The organism is Nocardia asteroides, from assembly GCF_900637185.1.
Lineage (GTDB): Bacteria > Actinomycetota > Actinomycetes > Mycobacteriales > Mycobacteriaceae > Nocardia > Nocardia asteroides.
This window is the reverse complement of the sequence record NZ_LR134352.1, coordinates 4,353,584-4,375,243: the sequence shown is the minus strand read 5'-3', so window position 1 is coordinate 4,375,243 and position 21,660 is coordinate 4,353,584. Positions and strand designations below refer to the sequence as shown.

Sequence of the window (21,660 nt, the reverse complement as noted above, 5' to 3'; positions counted from 1 at the left end):
GGTCGATCACCCGTCGCCGGACTCGATGCGCCTGCGCTGCCGCGCCCACGCCGTGAGTGCGGCGAAATCGCTGTCCCGCAATCCTTTCGCCGGTTCCACGTGGTGCAGCAGGGCGGCCCCGCCGTGGTGTCGATGCACGAATCGGCGGTCGCCCAGGGTGATCTCGTCGTCGACCCACGCCCACGAGCGGCCCGCCGCGTGCCGCACCAGTTCCGCTGTCTTCCAGCATGTTCCGTCGGAGCTCTCGCGTCGGGTCGAGGTCCATTCCACGACCGGCAGCTCGGGAAGACCCAGTACGGGCCCGATGTGGGTGTTCGCGTCGTGTTCCCAGGTGGTGGCCCACCACAGGTCGAAATACTCGGCCAGGGCCAGCAGTGCGGGTCCATGGGCCGGATTCAGCCACACCCGCAGCGGACGGGTCCGGTGCGGGGGCGTGTCCCGGTGCTGCGCGAGCCATGACGGTGGCGTCATCCGATGGGTGTGGTACCCGGCCGGGCGCCGCTCCGGCTTCGCCGCGAACGGGTTGAGCGGGCCGTCGACATCGAGATAGAGCAGCGGTCTCGCGGGCATCGTTTCCTGTCGCGGGTCGTCGTCGACGGGCGTTCCGCCGCAGCCGAATCGAGCGGCCACCCGCCATTGTGCCGTGCTCACGCTCGTGTCCGAGATCGGTGCGTCACGCGCGGTCGTGGAGAGTGATCTCGTAGCCGTCCGGGTCGGCGAAAGTGAACGTCCGGCCGAAGGGACCGTCGATCGGCGCGGCGACGATGGGGTGACCGTCGGCGGCGAGCGCGTCGTGGATCGCCTGGACGTCGGTGGCGTGCAGCCAGATCGCGGCGCCGATGCCGGGCCGGGCGGCGGAGGCGAGATCGGTGCCGGGGACGAGGTCGCGCAGTGCGAACGCGATCGGTTTCGTCTCGAACACGACGGCGTGCGGCGGCCCGGCCTGCGCGCGGACCAGGCCGAGGTACCGCTCGTAGAACGCGCGCGAAGCGTCGAGGTCGCGCGTCTGAAGGGAAATGAAATCGGGTCCCGTGACGGGCATGATGAGGCTCCTTTTGGTGTGTCAGGTTTCTGACACGATCCACGGTATGTCAGAATACTGACATGAGTCAAGACGGTGCGAGCGTCGACCTCGAGACGTCGCTGGGCTACCTGCTGAAAGAGGCATCGAGCGCCCTACGCGTGGCGATGGAGGAGGTGCTGCGCCCACTCGGCATGAGCATCACGCACTACTCGTGCCTCGAACTGCTGTCCCAGCGACCGGGCCTGTCGAACTCCGAGCTCGCCCGCGGCGCGTTCGTCACCCGCCAGACGATGAACGTGCTGCTGCAGACCCTGGAGCGGGACGGCTACGTCACCAGGGCCGCCGCGCCACCCGTCGGCAAGGCCCTCCCCACCCAGCTCACCCCCAGCGGCCGCCGCAGCCTCGAGCAGGCCACCGCGGCGGTCCGCTCCGTCGAACTGCGCATGCTCTCCGGCCTGACCGAACCCGAACGATCGACCGCCTCCCACCTCCTGCGGACCATGATCGAGTCCCTGCGTGCCGGCGCCTAGCCGGCTCCGCGGCGAAAGCCCGGTGGTGGGATCTGTGACAGATGCGGTGTCGGGGGTATGCGCGTCCTATCCGACACGGTAGGAGGAGGCACGATGACGACTCGACGTAGGCGCGTGGCCGCGGTGGCGGCCCTGATCGGGCTGGCGGGCGCGGGGGCCACCGGCACCGCGGCGGCGGAACCGGCCGCGGTCACCATCAACGGGGACATGCAGGTCGCGAACATGAGCGTGCTGCATATCGAGGCCCAGGGACAGGGCGACGGGCCCGCCACCGGAACCTATACCGCAATGGGACGATTCGGGCAGATGCCGCTGCCGGTGAAGGTCACCGGCCCGGTCACGTGTCTGCGCGTGAACGGGAACACGGTGTCGCTGGTGTACCCGATCACCACCGCCGAACCCGTGATGGTCTTCGCCCCCGACGCGATGGCCATCCAGATCACCGTCACCAAGGGGGAGAACGGCGCGCCGAACATGATCGGGTACGGCACGCCGATGCCGACCGACATGCTGCGCGACTGTCAGCCCGGCCCCACGCCGCTGATGTTCGCCGGAACGATCGATATCACCTAGGTTCGCGACGCGGCCCGGTCAGCGGAGGCGGATCGGCCCGCGGAACTGCCGGGCCACCGCGGCGAACCAGTCGCGGTGGTACCGGCCGCCTTCGGCCAGGAAGCGTTCGCGCAGCTCGTACCAGCGCAGGCCGGGGTGCCGATGATGCACCTCGTGCAATGTGAAATTCAGTGCGAACATCTCCAGGGCGCGGGCCAGGCGCAGATTCATCGCGTCCCGTGGCGCGTCCAGCGCGGTGCCGTAGTGGTAGGCGTTGTCGGCCAGCGACACGATCAGCGCGCGGCCGCCGAGCGCGGCCAGCAGCATCCAGGCGTGCGCCCCGTAGGCGACGAACGCGGCCGCGTGGACGAAGACGATCGCGGCGGCATCGGTGCGGAACCGGCCGAGCACCGTGGGCTCGGCGACCCGGTCCAGCAGTAGCCCGCCGACCGAATCGGGCGCCTCCGCCCGACGGCCCAGCGCCCGGATGGCCCGTCCCGGCAACGGCGCGAGCAGCAGCGCGATCACCTCGAGCAGGTACAACCCGCCGAGCAGTGTCAGATAGAACCGTGGCGCGGCGGCGAGCCAGGTGGTCCGCGCCGGATCGTAGATCTCGGTGCGTTCGCGGACGCGGTTGTAGCGATGGTGCAGCAGATGCCCGGCTTTCAGCATCGCGAACGGTGATCCGTACAGCACCGCCAGCGCGCGGCCCGTGCGGTCGTTGCGCGTCCGGTCCCGCAGCAATGATCCGTGGATGGCCTCGTGGATCAGCGACCAGAACGGTGTGGTGGTCAGCGTCAGCGGCACCAGCAGCCAGCCCCAGGCGGGGTCGCGGGTGACCAGGAGCGGGACCACGAACAGCTGGCTCACCCCGACCGTCACCGCGAGCGCGACCAGACCGATGTTCAGCAGGTCGTCGCCGGTGGATCTCGGGGTGCGGGCGGGGCCCGGGATGCGGGTGTCGGTCATGGTGCAGCGTCGCTCCGGGTCGATCAGGCAACTCCGTGCCGATCGTGTCACCGCCGGGCGGCGGGCGCGGGTCCGCGAGGTGCCGTGGAGGTGGTTCTTCGGTGAACTGGGTCACCGGCCGTCACGTCGGGGGCAGGTGTCTCGTCTCCAGGGTGACGTCGCACCGAATCAGGAGGCCCAGAAGTGAGATCCCGTAGATTGTTCCGCCCCGCGCTCGTGCTCGCCGGCGTGTTGTTCGCCGCCCTGCCCGCGGTGACCGCACCCGTGGCACACGCGCAGGAGGGAGAGAACTCGGCGTACCTCGCGCGCGTCGAATCCCGCTATGCCGACACCGATCTGGCGCGGTTCCACTACACGCGAACCGGGTCGGGGTCGCCGATCGTGCTGATCGCCGGTGGAGGGCTGTGGGGGTACTCGTGGCGCGATGTCGTGCCGGAATTGGCCGCCGAGCACACGGTCTACGCCGTCGACCTGCCCAGCCAGGGGTTCACCGAACTGCGGCGCGACGGTTTCGCCTACGACCTGCCCGCGATGGCGGAGGCGATCGCCACCTTCCTCGACGCCGTCGACCTGCCACGGGCCTCGATCGTGGGCCACTCGTGGGGTGGGGCCTGGAGCCTGTCCTTCGCCGAGCAGTACCCGGACCGGGTCGACAAGCTCGCGCTGCTCGACGCCCCCGGCCTCGATGCCGAAAAGGCGCCGGTCACACCGCTGTTCACCACCCCGGTGCTCGGTGAGCTCACCACCGCCCTCACCGATCGCGCGTTCTACGCCGACAGCCTGCGCGGCACCTTCCACCATCGCGAGCTGGTCACCGACGCGGTGATCGACGAGTTCTACGGCCCCTTCGCCCGCCCGGCCAACCGCGCCGGTTTCCTGTCGCTGTGGCGCAACCTGGACTACCACAGCACCGACGCGGGCCTCGCCCGGATCACCGCGCCCACCTTGATCCTGTGGGGCGCCCAGGACACCTGGCTGCCGTCGTCCCAGGCCCACGAACTGGCCCGCCGCATCCCCGCCGCCGCGGCCACCGTCGTGCCGGACTGCGGCCACGCCCTCCACGAGGACTGCCCCGAACAGGTCAACCCGCTGCTGGCCGGCTTCCTGCGCTGATCGCCCGGGTCAGAGCGGGAGATCGCCCGGGCGCAGGTGGGTGGTGCCGTCGGTGGCGAGGTTGTTGTAGAGAACGCTGAAATCGATCGGGCCTGCCGTGGTCTTCTCGGCGGGGGTGCCGCGGTCTACCTGACGGTGCAGCGCTTCCATCTTCTCGTCGAGCTGGGTCGCGACCTCGGCGGCCTGGGCCAGGTCGCTGCGCAGGTTCGGGGGGACCTCGCCGCGGTACTTGTAGTAGATCTTGTGCTCGAGGCTGGCCCAGAAATCCATCGCGATGGTGCGGATCTGGATCTCCACCGGGATCCGCTCGGTGCGATCGGAACGGAACACCGGGATCGACACGATCAGGTGCAGGCTCTGGTAACCGTTGGGCTTGCGATAGGTGATGTAGTCGCGTTCCTCGAGGACGGTGATGTCCTCCTGCGAGGCGAGCATGTCCTTGATCGTGTCGATGTCGGAGATGAAGCTGCACACCACCCGCACGCCGGCGATGTCGAGCACGTTCTCCCGGATCGAGGTCAGGTTCATCGCGTAGTTCTTGCGCCGGACCTTCTCGAGCACACTCTCGGGCGACTTCAGCCGCGAGCGCACGTGCTCGATGGGGTTGTACTCGTGCGTGTTGTTGAAGTCCTCACGCAGGATGTTGATCTTGGTCGTGACCTCGTCGATCGCGAACTTGTAGCCGAGCATGAAGTCGACGAACTGCTTCCTGAGCAGCCGGAGGTCCTCGACATCGATCGGTTCCCCGTCGTCGGGCATGTCGATGTCGGTCGTCTCGTCCAGCTGCCAATGTCTCATCGAGTCCATTGTGCCTGCTCGCGCGCGGGCACTCCGCCCGGTGTGGTGCCCGGCACTCCGGCGGCGCCGGTTCCCGGCTCCCGTGTCCCGCGGTCGCGCGCGTCCCCCGGGAAGTTCCGGCTGTGTTTCGGCCAAGGCACCGTAAACAATCCGTAAGCCCGCCCGGGCACAGTTCTCTCATCGCTCGAACACACCGACCGGACCAGGAGAAGACCATGGGCAAGCTGATCGAATCCACCTTCGTCACCCTCGACGGCACCATCGACGCGCCGCACAAGTGGAGCGCGCCGTACTGGGACGACGAACACGCCGCCTACGCCTCAGAGCTGCTGTCCGGCGCCGACGCCCTGCTGCTCGGCCGCGAGACCTACGAGAGCTTCGCGCAGGTGTGGCCCACCCGTCCCGCCGGTGACCCCTACACCGACCGCATCAACGCCCTGCCGAAGTACGTCGCGTCGACCACCCTGGACCAGGCGGACCTGACCTGGAATGCCGAGCTGCTCGACGCCGACCCCGTCGAGTCGGTGCGCACCCTCAAGGCGAAGACGGAGGGCAATCTGCTGAAGTTCGGCACGGGCTCGTTCTCCCAGACCCTGCTGGACAACGGCGTGGTCGACGAGTACCACTTCTGGATCTTCCCCGTCATCGCCGGGCAGGGCGAGCGGCTCTTCGACGGCAGGACCGACACGACGCACCTGCGGCTGCTCGGCACCACCCGCTTCGCCTCCGGCATCGTGGTGCACCGCCTGGCGCCCCGCTGACGGCCCCCACCACCGGCGGCGCAACTATTCGTCGACGGTGGTGAGACCGGTCTGGTAGGCGATGACGACCAGCTGCGCCCGGTCCCGCGCGCCGAGCTTGCTCATCGCCCGCCCGACATGGGTGCGGGCGGTGGCCGGACTCAGGAACAGGGCGGCACCGATCTCGTCGTTGCTCATCCCGCGCCCGACCAGGCCCAGCACCTCCCGTTCGCGCTCGGTGAGCACCGACAGCCGCTCGGCCGCCGACTCGGCGATCCGGCGCCGGCCGGCGAACTGGCCGATGAGCCTGCGGGTGATGCGGGGCGCGAGCAGGGCGTCGCCGTCGGCGATCACCCGGATGGCGTGCAGCAGCTCGGCCGGTCCGGCGTCCTTGAGCAGGAATCCGCTCGCCCCGGCTGCCAAGGCGTCGAAGACGTTCTCGTCGGTGTCGTAGGTGGTCAGAATCAGGACCCTGACCTGCTCGAGGCCCGCGGTGCCCGCGATCCGGGCGGTGGCGCGGATGCCGTCCAGGCGCGGCATCCGGATATCCATCAGCACCACGTCGGGGCGGGAGGCGCGGGCGAGTTCGCAGGCTTCGATCCCGTCGGTGGCCTCGCCGACGACGCTGATGTCGTCCTCGAGGTCGAGCAGGACCTTGAATCCCGATCGCACCAGGCGTTCGTCGTCGGCGAGCAGCACTGTGATCGGTGTCACGCGAGCGCTCCGACCGGTTCCAGCGGCAGCTGGGCGAGCACCTCGAACCCGCCCTCCGGCCGCGGCGTCGCGGTGAGATCACCGCCGAGCAGCCGGCAGCGTTCACGCATGCCCGCGATGCCGCGCCCGGTGCCCGCCGCTTCCGGAACCCGGGTCGGCGCCGTGCCGTCACCGCCGTCGTCGCGGACGAGGATGCGCACCAGGTGATCACCCGGCGCTACCGACACGGTGACCGCGGTGGGACCGACATGACGGATGACGTTGGTGATCGACTCCTGCACGATCCGGTAGGCGGCCCCCTCGATCGCGCTCGGCAGCGGGGTGTCGCGACCGGGGAGTTCGGCGGTGATCCGCAGTCCCGCGTCCCTGGCCATACCGAGGACATCGTCGAGCTGGGCGAGGCCCGGGCTGGGTTCGCGGCGGTCGTCGCCCCGCAGCACGCCGAGGATCGCCCGCATCTCCCGCAGGGCACGAGAACTGGTCTGCTCGATGATGCGCAGCGTCTCGCGGGCCTGATCGGGGCGTTTGTCCAGGACGTGCGCGGTGACCCCGGCCTGCACGTTGATGATCGTGATGGCGTGGGCGACGGTGTCGTGCACCTCGCGCGCGATCCGCAGCCGTTCGGCGTCGACCCGGGCGCGGGCCTCCTCGTCGCGGAGCCGTTCGGCGGTCACGGCCCGCAGGTGGGCGTCGTCGGCGATGATCCGCCTGGACCGGACCGACATGCCCAGGGTGATGCTCAGGACGGTCGCCCCGATCCGGAAGAACACCCACCCGATGGCGGCGCTGGGCGTGACATCGGCCGCCGCGATCAGCCAGGCGAGTGCCAGCACCGCCGTCCCGGCACCCGCCACCACCACCGGACGGCGCCCGGTGCCGTGCGCGGCGAGCGTATAGGTGGCGACGAACAGGGCGAGGCAGGACAGCCGGTCGGGAAATCCGAGCCCGAAGTAGAGCACGGTGAGCGCCCCGGTGGCGACGAAGACCAGCACGGGGGCGCGGCGCCGGAACACCAGCAGCGCGCCGCCGAGCGCCAGCAGTACGTACGCGGTGTGGCCGTAATCGGTGATCGGTCGCGTCACCGGCTCCGCGCCCAGCGGGATGCCCGCGCTCTGCACCTGCACGCCGATGACGAACAGCGCCAGCACCAGGTCCGGAAACCAGGCAGGCCGCCGTGCCAGCCATGCGCGCACTCGTGGCTCCTCGGACCGTCCCATGCCGTGATCGTAAGGGAGAGAAGGTGCTTGCGCGTGCGCGCGGACGCGCGCCGGACTACCCGGCCCGACGTAGGACGCGCGGCCCCGGCTACGTCGATCCGCGTAGCAGGTCACCGCGGCTGCCGGACGCGGAGAACCCCTGTTCGGCGCGACGATTCGTGGCATGAAGAAACTCGTCACCGTCCTGGCCGCGGTGCTGACGGTCACCGTCGTCGTCCAGTTCTTCCTCGCCGCGATGGGCGCGTTCGACAGCGCGCCGGCCGAGGAGGCGTTCGCGCCGCACCGGGCGCTGGGGAACGTCATCCTGCTGCTCGCGCTGGTCGTCGCGCTCGTCGCGGCGGTGGCACGCATGCCCGCCCGCGTAGCGGGGACCGCGGGTCTGGTGGCCGCGCTGGTGTTGCTGCAGTCGGTGATCAAGGAAGTCGCCGGTGCGGTCGGAGACGACTCCGGTGCGCTGCTGTTCGGGGTGCACGGTGTGAACGGCATGCTCATCGTGGGAACGGTCGGCGCGCTCCTGCGGCAGGCGCGCGAACAGTCCGCGGCGCCGCGTCCGGTGTCATGAGTACCGCGGCGTGGGTCGTGCTCGACCACGCGGTGACCGTCGCGGGCGCCCTGGCGTGGTTCGGTGCCGCCGGTCTCGTGGCGCGGCGGTCCGCTCGGCTGATCGGCGCGCTGCTGAGTGTCGCTGTGGCGCTGACGATTGTCCGGGCGGTCCCGGTGGCGGTCCTGGCGGGCCGAGGATGGTGGTTCGTCCAGGAGAAGGTCTGGTTCGGGCTGCCGGTCACCGGCGTCGCCGCCGTGGTCGCGGTGGTGGTCGCGGGCCGCGGCGCGGGCCTGGCGCAGGCCGCGACGGTGACCGCCCTGTCGACCGCCGGGTACGCGGCGGTGGCGAGCTTCGTCCTGTCGTTCCTGATCGGCTACCCGCTGACCCCGGCGGCCGCGCTCGGCGCGCTCGCGGTGATCGGCACGGCCGCGCTGCTGACTCGGCGGGTCCTGACGGAACCCGTTGTCCCCGAGCGGGAGCCGGCCGACCGGCCGGAGACCGGCACCCGGCCTGACGGCATGCCCCGGCGACGAGCGCTCGGCCTGGCCGGCGCGGTCACCGTGCTGAGCGCCGCGGGCGGCGGCATCGGACTGTCGCTACGTCGCGACGCGACCGGAACCGAACAGGCCGGTGGGCCGGTGGTGTCGGTGCAGACACTGCGCGGGCCCGAGACACCCGCGGCCGGGGGAGTGACGCGCAGGCACGTCCGCACCGCACGCACGGCCACCGTGCGCGTGGGCGCGGACGATGTCGCGGCCTGGACCTTCGACGGGACGGTCCCCGGCCCGGCGATCGTGGCGCGGCAGGGTGACCTCGTCGAGGTCGAGCTGGTGAACCACGACATCGACGCGGGGGTGACGCTGCACTGGCACGGCTACGACGTGCCCTGCGCCGAGGACGGCGCCGCGGGGGTGACCCAGGACGCGGTGCCGGTCGGCGGCAGCCACGTCTACCGTTTCCGCGCCGACCAGGCCGGAACCTACTGGTACCACACCCATCACGCCTCCCACCCCGGTGTGCGACGCGGCCTCTACGGCCATCTGATCGTCACGCCGCGTGAGACACCGACGGGCACACGCGATCTGACGATGTCGGTGCACACCTTCGACGGGCACGCGCCGTTGCTCGACGGCGGTGGCGACCACGACGTGCCCGCGGGCACCGTGACGCGGCTGCGGCTGATCAACACCGATTCCGGCTCCCACCGATTCGCCCTCGCCGGCACCGACTTCCGCGTCGTGGCCGTCGACGGACGCGATCTCGACGGGCCCGCACCCGTCGGCCGCGTCCAGCTGCGCGTGCCCGCCGGCGGTCGCCACGACCTCGAGTTCACGATGCCCGCCGCCGGCGTGATCGTGCTGCTGAACGGCGACACCGCGGCGCGGCTCGGCCCCGAGAAGAGTCATCCGGCAGCTGGATCCGAAATCCGGAACTGGCCAGACCTCGACCTGCTGACCTACGGCGCCGCGCGACCCGTGCGGTTGCCCGCCCCCGATCGGCGGTTCACCCTGGTGCTCGATCGCGGGATCGCCCGGGTGAACGGGACACCGTCGTACGCGCACACCGTCAACGGGCGCGCCCACCCCGCCATCCCCGACCAGGTGGTGCGCGCGGGCGACATCGTCCACTGCACCGTGGTCAACCGCAGCCTCGACACCCACCCCTGGCACCTGCACGGCCATCCCGTCCTCATCCTGTCCCGCGACGGCAGGCCCGCACAGGGCAGCCCGCTGTGGGTCGACTCCCTCGACGTGCGGCCCGGCGAGGTCTGGGAGATCGCCTTCCGCGCCACCAACCCCGGCATCTGGATGAACCACTGCCACAACCTGCCCCACGCCGAGAAGGGAATGATGCTGCTCCTCCGCTACACCGGATTCGGCACACCCTTCGGCGGCGCCCACGCCCACCACTGACCTCGCCACCCGCCCCCGAAAGGAACCATCATGCGATACCTGGTCTCGGCCACACTGTTCGTCCTGCTCGCGGCCGCGTCGACCGGCTCGGCCACCGCCGCGCCGCCGGCCGGAGGCGGGGCGGGCGGCGTCGTCTCCTCCCGCGCGCTGACCGGCCCGGAGCTGATTCCCGGCGCCGCCACCGGATTCCGCGTCGTCTACCGGACCACCGGACAGAACGGCGAACCACAGGTCAGCGGTGCGAGTGTCTTCGTGCCCGCCGGGGAGCCACCGGCGGGCGGCAGGCCCGTGGTGTCGTGGGCGCACGGCACCAGCGGCATGACCGAGGGCTGCGCGCCCAATCTCACCGGCGGCATCGCCGACACCTTCGACGAGACCCCGCACCTGAGGGCCTATCTGGACCAGGGCTACGCGGTCGCCGCCACCGACTACATCGGCCTCGGCGGGCCGGGCACCTACGAATACCTCGCGTGGCGAGCGGCGGGTCACGCCGTGCTCGACGCCGTGCGCGCGGCAGGCGCCGTCGATCCGACCCTGTCCCGATCCTTCGTCGCCGCGGGTCATTCCATCGGCGGCCAGGCCGCGCTGGCCGCCGCGCACCTGTGGGCCGGCTACGCCGCCGAGCTCGACCTGCGCGGCACCCTCGCCTACGCCCCGACCAGCAATGTCGTCGAGGCGATCACCGCGCTGGGTCGGCCCGGCACCCCGGTCATGCCCGGCCTCGACGGCCTGCACGCCCGGCTGGTGATGATCCTGGCCGGACTCGACCACGCCCGGCCCGACGTGCACGTCACCGACTACCTGAGCGTGCACGGCCGGGAGATGCTCGCGGTCGCCCGAGCCGGCGAGCGGTGCCTCGGCGCCCTCGAAGAAGCTGTCGCGGGCCGTGCCGTCGGTGACCTGTTCACGCGGCCCCTCGCCGACCAGCCGCTGGCGGGGGCACTGTCGGACTACCTGACCGTCCCCACCACCGACCACCGGCGACCCGTCCTGCTGCTCCAGGGCGAAGCCGACACCGTGCAGCCCGCGCCGACCACGATCCTGCTCCAGCAGCAACTCGCACAGTCCGGAGCTGTCAGCAGACTGACCCTGTATCCCGGGGCCGACCACTTCAGCCTGCTGCTCGCCTCGGCGGCCGACGAGCGTGATTTCCTGACCCAGGTTCTCCCGGCACACTGAACGCGACGACCGGCCGAAAATCGATCGCTCGCGCGGACCGCCGGTGCCTAGGGTGAGGTCATGACCATCAGGACTGGAGTTCCCGACGACGCCGACGCGATCGCCGCACTGCACACCGCGAGCTGGCGCACCGCGTACCGGGGGCTCTTGCCCGCCGACTACCTGGCCGGGCCGGTCGCCGAGGACCACCGGGCCCGGTGGGCCGAACTGCTGGGACAGCCCACCGAGGGCTCGGTGATGTTCGTCGCCGACGGTGCCGACGGGCCCGACGGCTTCGTGTATCTGACACCCGCCGCGGACGGCCGGACCCTGCTGGACAACCTGCACGTCCGGCCCGACGGCAAACGCCGAGGACGCGGCACCGCGCTGTTGGGGCGGGCCCTCGAGTGGTCGCGGCAGCGGCGTCCGGGCCGGGACCTGTATCTCGAGGTGCTGGCGGGCAATACCGCCGCGATCGCGTTCTACGAGCGCAACGGCGGCCTGCGCACGCGGGCGAAGACCTCGGTATTCCCGCAGGGCTTCGAGGTGCCCGAGTTCGAATACGTCTGGCCCGGTTCGGTAGCCCTTACAGTCGGGGGAGTGTCCGGGAGCGACGAGGAGGAAGCATGAGCGAGCGCACGCCCAGCCGATGGGAGGAGCTCACCGCCGCCGACCCGGCGCATTCCACCTGGTACATCGAGCGATTCCGCACTCTGGCCGCGAGCGGGGAGGACATCGTCGGCGAGGCCCGGCTGGTGGACGCCATGCTCGGCCGCGGCAGCCGCGTCCTCGACGCCGGGTGCGGCGCGGGCCGGACCGCAGGCTACCTCTCCGCCGCCGGGCACACGGTCGTCGGTGTCGACGTCGACCCGGTACTGATCGAGGCGGCTCGCGCCGACTACCCGGGACCCACCTGGCTGGTCGGTGATCTCGCCGAACTGGATCTGCCCGCGCGCGGTGTCGACGCCGGCTTCGACGTCGTCGTGTGCGCGGGCAATGTGATGACCTTCCTGGCGCCGTCCACCCGGCGTGCGGTATTGACCGGATTCGCCCGCCACCTCGCCCCCGCCGGGCGCGCGATCATCGGCTTCGGCGCCGACCGCGGCTACGCGTTCCCGGAGTTCCTCGCCGACGCCGACGCCGCCGGTCTCCGCGTGGACCTGCTGCTGTCCACGTGGGACCTGCGTCCCTTCACCGAGGACGCGGACTTCCTGGTCGCGGTCTTCTCGCGCGCCGACTGAACCGATCGGCACCCAGGTTCCGTAACGTTCGCGTGGGCCACCGGAACTGTTCAAGTACCGGCCACCCCGGCACGAGGCGCCGTCGATACCGTTCCCGCTCCACGGTGTCGTCCAGAGAAGAGGAGCTCGCGCGGATGGATCGCCGGAATCGGGGGATCAGCCGACGGCGAGCACTGTTCGCGGGCGCGGCCGTCGGGCTCTCGGTGCTGGCACAACCCACCGACGCAGGCCTCATCACCCGCGCGGTCACCACCGGCCCCGCCCAGCCCGCGCAGCGCGCCGACCTGGCCGAACGGGCGATCGTCGAACGGCACCTGCGCACGCTGTGGGGACTGCCGCACCGACAGCTGGGCGCGCTGGTGTGGCCGGGCACGGTGGCGGAACAGTCGCTGACCCGCTGGTGCTACTGGTGGCAGGCGCATCTGCTCGACTGCGCGGTCGACGCCGCGGCCCGCGCGCCCACCGCCGAACGGATCGACCGGGTCGTCGCCATCGCCCGCGGCATCCGCACCCGCAACCTGACCGGCTGGACCAACCGGTACTACGACGACATGGCCTGGCTGGCGCTGACCCTCGAACGCGCCGACCGGCTGCTCGGCATCCGGTTCGGCACCGCGATCACCGACCTACGCGACGCCCTGCTCGAGGGCTGGAACCCGGACCTCGGCGCGGTGCCGTGGCGGTCCGGGGACAGCTACTACAACACCCCGGCCGTCGGTCCCACCGGCATCGCGCTGGCCCGGCTCGGCGACCTCACCCGGGCCGGACAGCTCGCCGAGTTCCTGCGCACCCGCCTGTACGATCCCGCGACCGGTCTCACCCTCGACGGCGTCCACGAACCCGACGGGCGAGTCGACCACACCGTGCACACCTACTGCCAGGGTCTGGCCATCGGATTGGAAACCGAATTGGCCCTGCGGACCGGCGAATCCACCCACCGCGACCGGGCGGCCGCCCTCATCGCCGCGGCCGAGGACCGGCTCACCAGCGACGGGGTGATCATCGCGGCCGCCGGTGACGATTCGGGGCTGTTCATGGGAATCCTCGCCCGCTACCTCGCCGAAGCGGCCCTCGCCCTGGGCGACGCCACCGCCGCGCGGATCGTGCGCACCTCCGCGCGCGCGGCCTGGGACCATCGGGCCGAAGTGGACGGGCTCCCGCTCTTCGGCGCCGACTGGACCCGCCCGGTCGCGGTCCGGGACTGCCCGGGCAATTTCCTGCTGTTCGCGAAGCCGTCCACCGCCGAGGCCGCGAACCTCGACCGCGATCTCTCGGTCCAGCTCAGCGGATGGCTGCTCCTGGAAGCCGACTACCGGCTCACCGCCGCGGGCTGGTGAGGCTCACGGCATCTCGACGGTCTCGGCGCGGGCGATCTCGGCGACGGCTCGCCCGATCGCGTCGGTGACGGGCACCCGGGTGCGGGTGGCGAGGTGGTCGATCAGCAGGATCGCGGCACCTTGCAGGCCGGTCGGCGGGTGGTGCGGATCGGACTCGTCGATTCCCAGCGCCCCGGTGAGCGCGCCGACCACGGCGGTCGCGTCGAGCCGCGTCTGCCAGGCGGCCGCCCCGCGCACCACGGCGTTCAGGACATCGCGCACATCGTCACCGGTCAGACCGTCCGGATGCGCGGTCTCCAGCAGTTCGCGCACCACGGCCGCCAGCACCGCGTCCACCTGGTCGGACGGCAACTGGGCGAGCTCGGCGACCGTCTCGTCGAAGACCGGTGCGTCGGTGGCGCGTGCGGCGGCGACCGCGGCCTCGACGGTGCTCGCGATCGCACGGGCCGGCGCGGGCCAGTCGGTCGGCCACATGGGACGGTCCTCCTCCGGATCGGTGCGGCGCCCCGCGCGGATCGCGCGACAGCAGCTGTCAGGGTAGCGAGCGGGTATGACAGGGCGATCGGCCCGGTCCCGGCGGCGCTGAAAGGCGTGCGGCCCAACCCGATCGGCTATCCTGGGGGCGATTCAGGGAGGCGCGCAATGCCCATCAGGTTCCGCCAGGTCAAGTCCATCGGCCCGCTCAAACTCAACTTCACCCAGTCCGGGCTGTCCTCCTGGAGCATCAAGATCGGCCCGTGGAGCTGGAACTCGCGGAGCCGGAAGAACAGCGTCGACCTGCCGGGTCCGCTGAGCTGGCGCCAGCGCTGAGCGCGGCGTCCGCCCTCGCCTAGTCGGTGTCGGTGACGGCGAGGACCGACAGTCCCGGTTCGGGCGTCAGGACGAGAATCGCGAAATCCCAGGCGATGTGCTCGAACCACGCGGTATCGGCCTCGAACAGGAACCAGTGCGAATCCTCGGCCCGTCGACGGATGTCGTCGACGGAGTCGAATTCCGTGGCGCCACACAACCCGCCGAGTGAACGCCAGGCGGCGAGACGGCCGTAGGCGCCGCCGGTGCCGGAGTTGTAGGCGCCGCCGTTGGCCGCGGCGGCGAACAGTCGCGACCACACCCGCCCGGGCGTCGACGGGGTGACGACGAGGTCGGTCGCCGACGGGTGGCGTGCGCGCAAACACTCGAGCGGCAGTGTCTCGAGCAGGACCGCGGCGGTCGCGGGATCCGGGAAACTGCTGAGTGCGAAGGTGCGGCACTCGGTTCGGCCGTTGGACTCTCGCCGCCAATTCTCGACCGCCTGCTCGATCTGTTCCACCACGGCGGGATGGGTGGTCTCGGTGGCGCGAGGAATGGCCAGCCGAGTGTGCCTGCGCAGCGCGGGGGTGTCGTCGATGGTGAACGGCAGGGCGACCGACGACCCGGTCTTGCCGTACCGGCGCAGGGCCAGGCTCTGCTCGAAGCCGGTGCGTTCCAGGGGCAATCCGCGCAGCGGATGCCGGGACCAGTGCGCGGAGGCCGCCCACCGCCGCAGGACCGCGTGATCGTCCAGCGGGACGTCGCGCAGGACGAGTTCGTGGAGCAGACAGGCCCGTAGCTCCTCCGCGATCGGGCCGGCCAGCCGGCTTGCGCGAAGGCGGTCACCACGTCCTCGATGTCCAGCGTCTCCGCGAGCCGGGCCGCGATGCGCCGGGCGCGACCGTGCGGCGGCCGAAGCGCGGCGATCACCCGCAACGCCGCGGGGATCCGGTCCGGCGCCGAAGCCGCGAGCAGGCAACGCAGGCTGTAGTCCGCGAGGTACTCACCGTTGTTCCCGGTCGGAACGACGGCTTGGGCGAGCGCCACCACGAACTCCAGATCGCCTACCGCGACCCGATCCTCGATCAGCGCGTTGGGTGCGCGAAAGTCCGTGAGCTGGGGGAGTTCCCGGACCAGCCGGTCGATCTCGGCATGCACGAGCCCAGCGTACGCAGCGCGCCGTCCGGGAACCCGCGGCCGAGCTAGGCTGCCGCCCGCCGGGTGGATCCGCGCAGCCCGAGCACGACCAGCCCGGCCAGCAGGACGACGGCGAGGGTGTCGAACACGGTGCTGAACAGCGGCGCGTCCGAACGGGTCACCGGATCCGTCAGGGTGAGTACCAGATTCGTGGACTTGGTGGTGATCGCGGCCAGCGCGACGGGCACCCGGGCCCAGGGCGCGAACGCGGCCCACACCAGCGCGGCGCCGAGCACCAGTTGCAGGACACCACGATGTCGCAGCAGGGCTGCCTCCATGGGAGTCAGCTGGGTGAGTCCGTAGTACTCCAGCGCCACCGGGGTGACCAGGGCGAGGACGGGAGTCATGGTGATCACGCCCAGGACGACCAGGGCGATCTTGATGACCTTCTCGGCGGGCACGGCAAGCTCCATTCATCAGCAGTGCTGACGATCAGCGTACGTGATTAGGATGGGTGGATGCGAGAGTCGAATCCGGTGGAGCGGATCACCCAGGCGCCCGCCTTCCTGTTGTTCCGTGTCGGTGACGCCGCGCGCGACGCGGTCGAACGGTCGCTGGAGCGGCACGGGCTGCGCGGCAAGGATTTCCGGGTCCTGGCCTACGCGGGCACCGGCACGTTCGCCCAGCAGGATCTGTGCCGCGAGACCGGGCTGGACCGGACGACCATGGTCGCGGTGATCGACCGGCTGGAGCGGCTCGGACTGGCCGTGCGCGAGCGTGGCACGGACCGGCGCCGGCAGGTGGTGGTCCCGACCGAGGCGGGACGACGGGTTCTCGGCACCGCGCTCACCGAACTCGAACAGGTGCAGGAGGAATTCCTCGCCGTCCTGACCCCGACCGCCCGGCGCGGGCTGCACTCGGCGCTGACCCGGTTGTTCGCCGTCCACGACCCGTCCTGCGCACCGGACGGTACCGACCCGGTCGACCGGTGACGGCGCGCGGATGTCGGCCGTCCCTTCTACACTCCCCGCGTGACGCTCACCCTCGCCGACCTCGTCGGCTACACCGATCGTGATCTGGACGCCGATCTCGCCCGCTGGTTCGGCGACGCGGAGCCTGTCGTCGTGCCCGCCGGGACACGGCCGGTGGCACCGTTTCTCGCCCGCCTCACCCCGGCCGACGCGACGGCACTGGCCGCGCTCGACCGGCGGGTCCGCTCCGGCACGCTGCCGCAGTTCCTCGACATCTTCGACTGGTCGTACGCCTTCGACTTCGCCGGCAACGACTGCGGCCTGCTGGACGCGGACTACACCACCGAACTGACCGACGAGGACGTGTTCACCATCGGCGCCGACGGCGGCGGCAACCTCTACACCGTCCTCACCAACGGGCAGGTCGCGGTGTGGTTCCACGAGGAGGAAGTACTCGAGGGCGGCACCCGCTTCGACAATCTCGATGTGTTCCTGTGGTCGTACGTTCGTTACGGGGCGGTGCGGGCGGGCAAGCTCGCGCTCGCCGACGTCGAAGCCGACTTCCGGGCGCTCGGTCAGGACGGTGCCCTCACGCCCGGCCTCGGGCTGCTCAGCGGCATGGCGTCCGCCGCGACAACCGGCCCGTGAGCGCCACCACCCGCCCGGCGGTGCTCACGGCGGGCACACTGGCCCTGTTGTCGTCGCTGTACTTCGCCCAGGGGCTGCCGTTCGGCTTCTTCACCCAGGCCCTGCCGGTGGTACTGCGCGAATCGGGGTACTCGCTGGTGGCGATCAGCGCCTCCGGGGTGCTGTTCCTGCCGTGGGCGCTGAAGTTCCTGTGGGCGCCGTATGTCGACCGGTACGGCACGCGCCGCACCTGGCTGCTGGTGCTGCAGCTGGCCGCGGCCGCGGTCGCCGCGGTCCTGGCCTGTCTCGACCTGTCGTCCTCGCTGCGCTGGCTGTTCGCCGGGATCGTGGTGGTGAACCTGCTCTCGGCGACCCAGGACGTGGCCACCGACGGACTCGCGGTCCGGCTGCTCGGCCCGCGGGAGCGGGGGCTGGGCAACGGGATTCAGGTCGGCGCGTATCGCATCGGCATGATCGTCGGTGGTGGCGTGCTGCTGTGGCTGTTCGCCGTCTCCGGCTGGCGGCTGCTGTTCCTGGCCATGGCGGCGCTGATCCTGCTGACCACGGTGCCCGTGTGGCTGCTGCGCGAACCGGTCGCCGACCGCCCGCCACGCCCGCATCCGCTGCGCATGCTCGGCGCCTGGTCGGTCCGGCTGCGACGGCCCGGCGTCCTGGCGTTCATCGTGTTGATCGGCGCGTTCAAGTTCGGTGACTCGATGGCGGCCGCGCTCACCGGCCCGTTCCTGTCCGACGCGGGCCTGGATCTGGGGCAGATCGCGCTGATCAAGGGCGTGCTGTCCTCGGCAGGGGCGCTGGTGGGCGCGGCCGCCGGTGGCTGGCTCGCCTACCGGTTCGGGCGCAGGCGCGCGCTGCTGATCGGCGGTGTCACCCAAACCGCGAGCATCGCCCTGTATCTGGTCGCGGCGCTCGGTCTCGGCGGGTTCGAGCTGCTGGTCGCGGCGAGCCTGGCCGAGCACGTCTTCGGCGGGGCCGCGACCGTCGCCGTCTTCGCGCTCATGATGGATGCCGCCGAATCCGAGCACGCGGGCAGCGATTACACCCTGCTGGCCTGTGCCATCGTCGTCGTCCAGGGCGTCGCCGGGATGGCCGCGGGGGTCGTCGGCGAGCTGGCCGGGTATCCGGCGCTGTTCGCCACCGGTTTCGTGCTCTCCGGACTCGGGTGCGCCGCATTGGTTCTCGGGCTCGGCAGGGGCCTGGGTCCGGCGAGTCTGCACGCCGACGCCGCCGATCGCGACACCGAGCCGGCCGACGGCGTGCACGTGGCGTCCTAGCACAGCGTCCCGCTCGGTGGTCACCGATGCTCCGCGCCCGTCGGGTCCGTGAGACCGTGACGGGTCGGGGTGTCGTCGAGCGAGGAGGTCGCCGCGGATGCGGGGCATCAATCACATCGTGCTGTTCGTCGCGGATCTGCCGCGCAGTATCGCCTTCTACGAGGACGTACTCGGATTCGAACGATTGGCGGAAGGCTTCCCCGGCGGGGCGTTCCTGCGGCACCCGGGCTCGGCCAACGACCACGACCTGGGCCTGTTCCAGGCGCGTACGCAGGCCGGGCCGTCCGGCTCGGTCGGGCTCTATCACGTGGCCTGGGAGGTCGACACCCTGTCCGAACTCGCCGCGGTGCGCGAGCGGCTGACGGCGGCGGGCGCGCTCACCGGCGCGAGCGATCACGGCTCCACCAAAGCCCTCTACGCCCGGGACCCCGACGGCATCGAGTTCGAGGTGTGCTGGCTGGTCCCCGACGAGCACGTCGTGGACGCGCTCGCGCCCGGCACCGCGCTCACCGGCCCACTGGACATCGCCGCCGAGGTCGCGCGCTACGGGGCGGACACCGCGGGGGGACCGCGCACGGATCCGCAGGTGTGGGTCCGTGTCGCGGCGCGCCGGGCGGGTCAGGCCTGAGCACCGGCAGGCCGAGACGGCCTGCCGGTGCCGGCGATCAGGGCTTGCGGGCCACGGCGCCGTACGCGGAGATCGGCTGTGCCGCGCCGACCTCGACTGCCTCGGTCCGCCACTGGGTGATGCTGGTGAAACCGGGCTCCACCAGCTCCAGCCCGTCGAACACGGCCCGGATCTGGGCCTGCGGCCGCGGAATGTACGGCGTACCACCGGTGCCGGTGTAGTTCTCGCACAGCGTGACGTAGGCCTGGCTGTCGTCGGTGCCGTCCCACATGATCAGGTAGCTGCCCGAGGGCACCTCGCCGATCACGGTCCGCACGATCCGCAGCAGGTCCTCGTAGGTCCGGGCATGCCCCAGCACGCCCATGAACATCACGGCGATCGGCTCGTTGAAGTTGAGCACGTTGCGGGCGTCGGCGACGATCCGCTCGGGCTCGTGGAAGTCGGCGTCGATGTAGGTGGTGACGCCCTCGGGGGTGGTGCTGGTCAGCAACGCGCGGGCATGGGTGAGTACCAGCGGGTCGTTGTCGACGTACACGATGCGCGCGTCGGGCGTGACACCCTGGGCGACCTCGTGGGTGTTCTGCATGGTCGGCAGCCCGGTGCCGATGTCGAGGAACTGGCGGATGCCGCGTTCGCGAGCCAGGTACCGCACCGCGCGGATGAGGAACTGCCGCGACTGCACGGCCATGGTCGCGATCTCGGGGTCGACGGCCAGGCCGGCGTCACCGGCGACCTTGTCGATCTCGTAGTGGTCCTTGCCGCCCATCCAGTAGTTCCAGATGCGGGCGGAATGGGGGATGTCTGTCCGGATCACCGGGGTGTGCACGTCGGCCACGGGCCTTGCTCCTCTGCAGAATCGACAGTAACGGCCACCGAGGCTGAAGCGGCCGTCAGCGGCACAACATCTGATCGGTTGCGACAGTACAAGATTCATCCGGTTCGGGGTTCCCTATCGCGGGGGTGCGCGGATCCTGCCAGGCCGGAGCCGCCACGAGCGGCCCAGCTACTCGATGGCAAAACGTATCGGATTCATGGATGAATCTGATTTACTGCTCGAATGATCCGATCCGACATCGGTGTGGACCGGACGAAAAATTGGCCAGGGCGGAGGAATATCCGGTGATCAGCAGAAGAACCGCGCTCGTCGCGGGATTGGGTGCGGGGGCTGTCGTCGCCGCCGGTGGCCGCGCGGGAGCCGGGCCCGCGGACGCCGCCCTGATCGCGGCCCGCAGCAGGTTCTTCGGCGCCGAGAACGTCGATCAGGCGAGTGGGGCGACCCGACCGGATCGGGTGATCGTGTCATGGTTCGGCTGCACCAGCTTCGCCGTCTCGCTCGGCGGTACGGTCGTGCTGCTCGATGCCTGGGTGCCGCGCGGTGCCAGCTCGGGATACGTCCCGACCTCGCGAGAGGAGGTCGCGGCCCTGCGCCCGGTCGCCATCCTCATCGGCCACGGCCATTTCGACCACGCCGCCGATGCGGGATTCCTCGCCCGGGAATCCGGGGCGATGGTCTACGGCACCGCCGAACATTGCCGAGCGATCCGCGCCCAGGCCGCCGGCAGCGAGATCGCCTGTGCCGAACTCGGTTCGGCGCAATCGCCGACCGGTGAGAGTTACGAGCGAACCCTCGACGGCACGGTATCGATGACCGTGGTGCGCCACCTGCATTCGACCATGACCGCACCCGATCGGAGCCAGGCCGGTTCCGCGCCGTTCTTCCCGATCCCGGACCTGTCCGGGATCGCGCAGCATCCGCCGACCCCGGCCGACCTGTGCGACACGGTCGCGCACCTCGGCGACGAGGAGGGCGGCAGCCTGCTGTACCAGCTGCGCATCCGCGATTTCGCCCTGACCTGGCACGACACCAGCGGTCCACTCGCCGACCGCGCACCGCACGTCCTCGAACACCTCGCCGCCCTGCCACCCACCGACCTGCACCTCGGCGCGATCCAGGGCTTCAACCAGCTCACCAACGGCCTCCGCGACCCGCGCACCTACGTCGAAGCCCTGCGCCCGCGGATCTTCGCACCGAGCCACCACGACAACTGGCTCCCGGTCCTCACCACGCCAGGCGACCGCTACACCGCCGCCCTCTCCGCCGAACTCGACCGCATCCCCGCCACCGCCCGCCCGGAACTGATCATGCTCCGCGACCCGGACAACTACCTGAACCCCGCCCGGCTCACCTTCCCGATCTGAGTCGCGGTGCGTCATGAAGTCGACTTCAATGAATGCACCGAAGGACTGCCCCAAACGTGCGGACCACTCAGCCGGGCCGCTGCTCGCCGTCCGCGACGAAGTCGGTGACCGTGGCGCCGGCTGCAACGGCCTGGATCGAGACGATGCCCTTCTTCGCCGCTTCTTGG

The 21,660-nt window shown here is 71.0% G+C and carries 27 protein-coding genes; 17 read left to right on the top strand and 10 right to left on the bottom strand.

The window, feature by feature from the left end:
• Window positions 1-6: 6 nt before the first annotated feature.
• Window positions 7-570 (bottom strand): HAD domain-containing protein, encoded by a 564-nt coding sequence (locus tag EL493_RS20490; RefSeq protein ID WP_022566859.1) that lies wholly within the window; start codon window positions 568-570, stop codon window positions 7-9.
• A 103-nt stretch (window positions 571-673) separates the two neighbouring features.
• Window positions 674-1,042 (bottom strand): VOC family protein, encoded by a 369-nt coding sequence (locus tag EL493_RS20485; protein ID WP_019047193.1) that lies wholly within the window; start codon window positions 1,040-1,042, stop codon window positions 674-676.
• 62 nt (window positions 1,043-1,104) lie between these two features.
• Here EL493_RS20485 and EL493_RS20480 point away from each other — a divergent pair, with 62 nt between their 5' ends.
• Both EL493_RS20480 and EL493_RS33215 read left to right on the top strand, forming a co-directional pair.
• On the top strand, window positions 1,105-1,554 hold the full coding sequence (locus EL493_RS20480) for a MarR family winged helix-turn-helix transcriptional regulator (RefSeq protein WP_022566860.1): 450 nt from the start codon (window positions 1,105-1,107) through the stop codon (window positions 1,552-1,554).
• A gap of 93 nt (window positions 1,555-1,647) precedes the next feature.
• Window positions 1,648-2,127: a hypothetical protein gene (locus EL493_RS33215; RefSeq protein WP_022566861.1), complete on the top strand. Its 480-nt coding sequence runs from the start codon at window positions 1,648-1,650 to the stop codon at window positions 2,125-2,127.
• Window positions 2,128-2,145: 18 nt separating this feature from the next.
• Here the strand turns inward: EL493_RS33215 and EL493_RS20470 are convergent, their stop codons facing one another.
• Window positions 2,146-3,075 carry a fatty acid desaturase gene (locus EL493_RS20470; RefSeq protein ID WP_019047190.1) on the bottom strand — a complete coding sequence of 310 codons (930 nt, stop codon included), beginning with the start codon at window positions 3,073-3,075 and terminating at the stop codon, window positions 2,146-2,148.
• A gap of 183 nt (window positions 3,076-3,258) precedes the next feature.
• Here EL493_RS20470 and EL493_RS20465 point away from each other — a divergent pair, with 183 nt between their 5' ends.
• Entirely contained in the window at window positions 3,259-4,188 is a 930-nt protein-coding gene (locus tag EL493_RS20465; RefSeq protein ID WP_022566862.1) for an alpha/beta fold hydrolase, read from the top strand.
• A 9-nt stretch (window positions 4,189-4,197) separates the two neighbouring features.
• On the opposite strand, the gene EL493_RS20460 is transcribed toward EL493_RS20465, so the two are convergent.
• Complete coding sequence (locus EL493_RS20460) at window positions 4,198-4,986, bottom strand: GTP pyrophosphokinase (RefSeq protein WP_232017244.1); 789 nt, start codon at window positions 4,984-4,986, stop codon at window positions 4,198-4,200.
• A 215-nt stretch (window positions 4,987-5,201) separates the two neighbouring features.
• Between EL493_RS20460 and EL493_RS20455 the strand changes: the two genes are divergently transcribed.
• On the top strand, window positions 5,202-5,747 hold the full coding sequence (locus EL493_RS20455) for a dihydrofolate reductase family protein (protein ID WP_019047187.1): 546 nt from the start codon (window positions 5,202-5,204) through the stop codon (window positions 5,745-5,747).
• A 24-nt stretch (window positions 5,748-5,771) separates the two neighbouring features.
• Here EL493_RS20455 and EL493_RS20450 read toward each other — a convergent pair whose 3' ends face one another.
• Together EL493_RS20450 and EL493_RS20445 are read right to left on the bottom strand one after the other, a co-directional pair.
• Window positions 5,772-6,440: a response regulator transcription factor gene (locus EL493_RS20450; RefSeq protein WP_019047186.1), complete on the bottom strand. Its 669-nt coding sequence runs from the start codon at window positions 6,438-6,440 to the stop codon at window positions 5,772-5,774.
• The gene (locus tag EL493_RS20445; protein WP_030202224.1) at window positions 6,437-7,657 is read right to left on the bottom strand and encodes a sensor histidine kinase; all 1,221 of its coding nucleotides are present in this window, start codon (window positions 7,655-7,657) and stop codon (window positions 6,437-6,439) included. Before EL493_RS20445 ends, EL493_RS20450 begins: the two co-directional genes overlap by 4 nt.
• 163 nt (window positions 7,658-7,820) lie before the next feature.
• Between EL493_RS20445 and EL493_RS20440 the strand changes: the two genes are divergently transcribed.
• The 6 genes from EL493_RS20440 (at window position 7,821) to EL493_RS20415 (ending at window position 13,850) form a co-directional block, all read left to right on the top strand.
• Window positions 7,821-8,219, top strand: coding sequence for a DUF6220 domain-containing protein (locus tag EL493_RS20440; RefSeq protein ID WP_019047184.1), 399 nt, complete (start codon window positions 7,821-7,823; stop codon window positions 8,217-8,219).
• On the top strand, window positions 8,216-10,114 hold the full coding sequence (locus EL493_RS20435) for a multicopper oxidase family protein (protein ID WP_019047183.1): 1,899 nt from the start codon (window positions 8,216-8,218) through the stop codon (window positions 10,112-10,114). The genes EL493_RS20440 and EL493_RS20435 overlap by 4 nt, the downstream gene beginning before the upstream one ends.
• Window positions 10,115-10,144: 30 nt before the next feature.
• Window positions 10,145-11,293 carry an alpha/beta fold hydrolase gene (locus EL493_RS20430; RefSeq protein WP_019047182.1) on the top strand — a complete coding sequence of 383 codons (1,149 nt, stop codon included), beginning with the start codon at window positions 10,145-10,147 and terminating at the stop codon, window positions 11,291-11,293.
• 60 nt (window positions 11,294-11,353) lie between these two features.
• On the top strand, window positions 11,354-11,902 hold the full coding sequence (locus EL493_RS20425) for a GNAT family N-acetyltransferase (RefSeq protein ID WP_019047181.1): 549 nt from the start codon (window positions 11,354-11,356) through the stop codon (window positions 11,900-11,902).
• A complete protein-coding gene (locus EL493_RS20420) occupies window positions 11,899-12,513 on the top strand; it encodes a class I SAM-dependent methyltransferase (RefSeq protein ID WP_019047180.1) in 615 nt (204 codons plus the stop codon). Before EL493_RS20425 ends, EL493_RS20420 begins: the two co-directional genes overlap by 4 nt.
• 134 nt (window positions 12,514-12,647) lie before the next feature.
• On the top strand, window positions 12,648-13,850 hold the full coding sequence (locus EL493_RS20415) for a glycoside hydrolase family 76 protein (RefSeq protein ID WP_019047179.1): 1,203 nt from the start codon (window positions 12,648-12,650) through the stop codon (window positions 13,848-13,850).
• Window positions 13,851-13,853: 3 nt separating this feature from the next.
• Here EL493_RS20415 and EL493_RS20410 read toward each other — a convergent pair whose 3' ends face one another.
• Window positions 13,854-14,324 (bottom strand): hypothetical protein, encoded by a 471-nt coding sequence (locus EL493_RS20410; protein ID WP_019047178.1) that lies wholly within the window; start codon window positions 14,322-14,324, stop codon window positions 13,854-13,856.
• A gap of 168 nt (window positions 14,325-14,492) precedes the next feature.
• Here EL493_RS20410 and EL493_RS20405 point away from each other — a divergent pair, with 168 nt between their 5' ends.
• Window positions 14,493-14,660, top strand: coding sequence for a DUF4236 domain-containing protein (locus tag EL493_RS20405; protein WP_019047177.1), 168 nt, complete (start codon window positions 14,493-14,495; stop codon window positions 14,658-14,660).
• A 19-nt stretch (window positions 14,661-14,679) separates the two neighbouring features.
• Here the strand turns inward: EL493_RS20405 and EL493_RS20400 are convergent, their stop codons facing one another.
• Complete coding sequence (locus EL493_RS20400) at window positions 14,680-15,393, bottom strand: DUF6183 family protein (protein ID WP_232017337.1); 714 nt, start codon at window positions 15,391-15,393, stop codon at window positions 14,680-14,682.
• A gap of 102 nt (window positions 15,394-15,495) precedes the next feature.
• On the opposite strand from EL493_RS20400, the gene EL493_RS33605 reads away from it, so the two are divergent.
• Window positions 15,496-15,630, top strand: coding sequence for a hypothetical protein (locus EL493_RS33605; protein WP_267890424.1), 135 nt, complete (start codon window positions 15,496-15,498; stop codon window positions 15,628-15,630).
• Window positions 15,631-15,841: 211 nt separating this feature from the next.
• Here the strand turns inward: EL493_RS33605 and EL493_RS20395 are convergent, their stop codons facing one another.
• The gene (locus EL493_RS20395; protein WP_019047174.1) at window positions 15,842-16,237 is read right to left on the bottom strand and encodes a hypothetical protein; all 396 of its coding nucleotides are present in this window, start codon (window positions 16,235-16,237) and stop codon (window positions 15,842-15,844) included.
• Between the two features lie 57 nt (window positions 16,238-16,294).
• Here EL493_RS20395 and EL493_RS20390 point away from each other — a divergent pair, with 57 nt between their 5' ends.
• The 4 genes from EL493_RS20390 to EL493_RS20375 all read left to right on the top strand — a co-directional run bounded on the left by EL493_RS20390 (window position 16,295) and on the right by EL493_RS20375 (window position 19,294).
• Window positions 16,295-16,768: a MarR family winged helix-turn-helix transcriptional regulator gene (locus tag EL493_RS20390; protein WP_022566865.1), complete on the top strand. Its 474-nt coding sequence runs from the start codon at window positions 16,295-16,297 to the stop codon at window positions 16,766-16,768.
• Window positions 16,769-16,807: 39 nt separating this feature from the next.
• The gene (locus tag EL493_RS20385; RefSeq protein ID WP_019047172.1) at window positions 16,808-17,395 is read left to right on the top strand and encodes a hypothetical protein; all 588 of its coding nucleotides are present in this window, start codon (window positions 16,808-16,810) and stop codon (window positions 17,393-17,395) included.
• Window positions 17,392-18,666: an MFS transporter gene (locus EL493_RS20380; protein WP_019047171.1), complete on the top strand. Its 1,275-nt coding sequence runs from the start codon at window positions 17,392-17,394 to the stop codon at window positions 18,664-18,666. Before EL493_RS20385 ends, EL493_RS20380 begins: the two co-directional genes overlap by 4 nt.
• Before the next feature lie 97 nt (window positions 18,667-18,763).
• Window positions 18,764-19,294: a VOC family protein gene (locus EL493_RS20375; RefSeq protein ID WP_019047170.1), complete on the top strand. Its 531-nt coding sequence runs from the start codon at window positions 18,764-18,766 to the stop codon at window positions 19,292-19,294.
• Between the two features lie 37 nt (window positions 19,295-19,331).
• Here the strand turns inward: EL493_RS20375 and EL493_RS20370 are convergent, their stop codons facing one another.
• A complete protein-coding gene (locus EL493_RS20370; protein WP_019047169.1) occupies window positions 19,332-20,129 on the bottom strand; it encodes an SAM-dependent methyltransferase in 798 nt (265 codons plus the stop codon).
• 284 nt (window positions 20,130-20,413) lie between these two features.
• On the opposite strand from EL493_RS20370, the gene EL493_RS20365 reads away from it, so the two are divergent.
• On the top strand, window positions 20,414-21,493 hold the full coding sequence (locus tag EL493_RS20365) for an MBL fold metallo-hydrolase (protein ID WP_022566866.1): 1,080 nt from the start codon (window positions 20,414-20,416) through the stop codon (window positions 21,491-21,493).
• Window positions 21,494-21,660 lie beyond the last annotated feature (167 nt).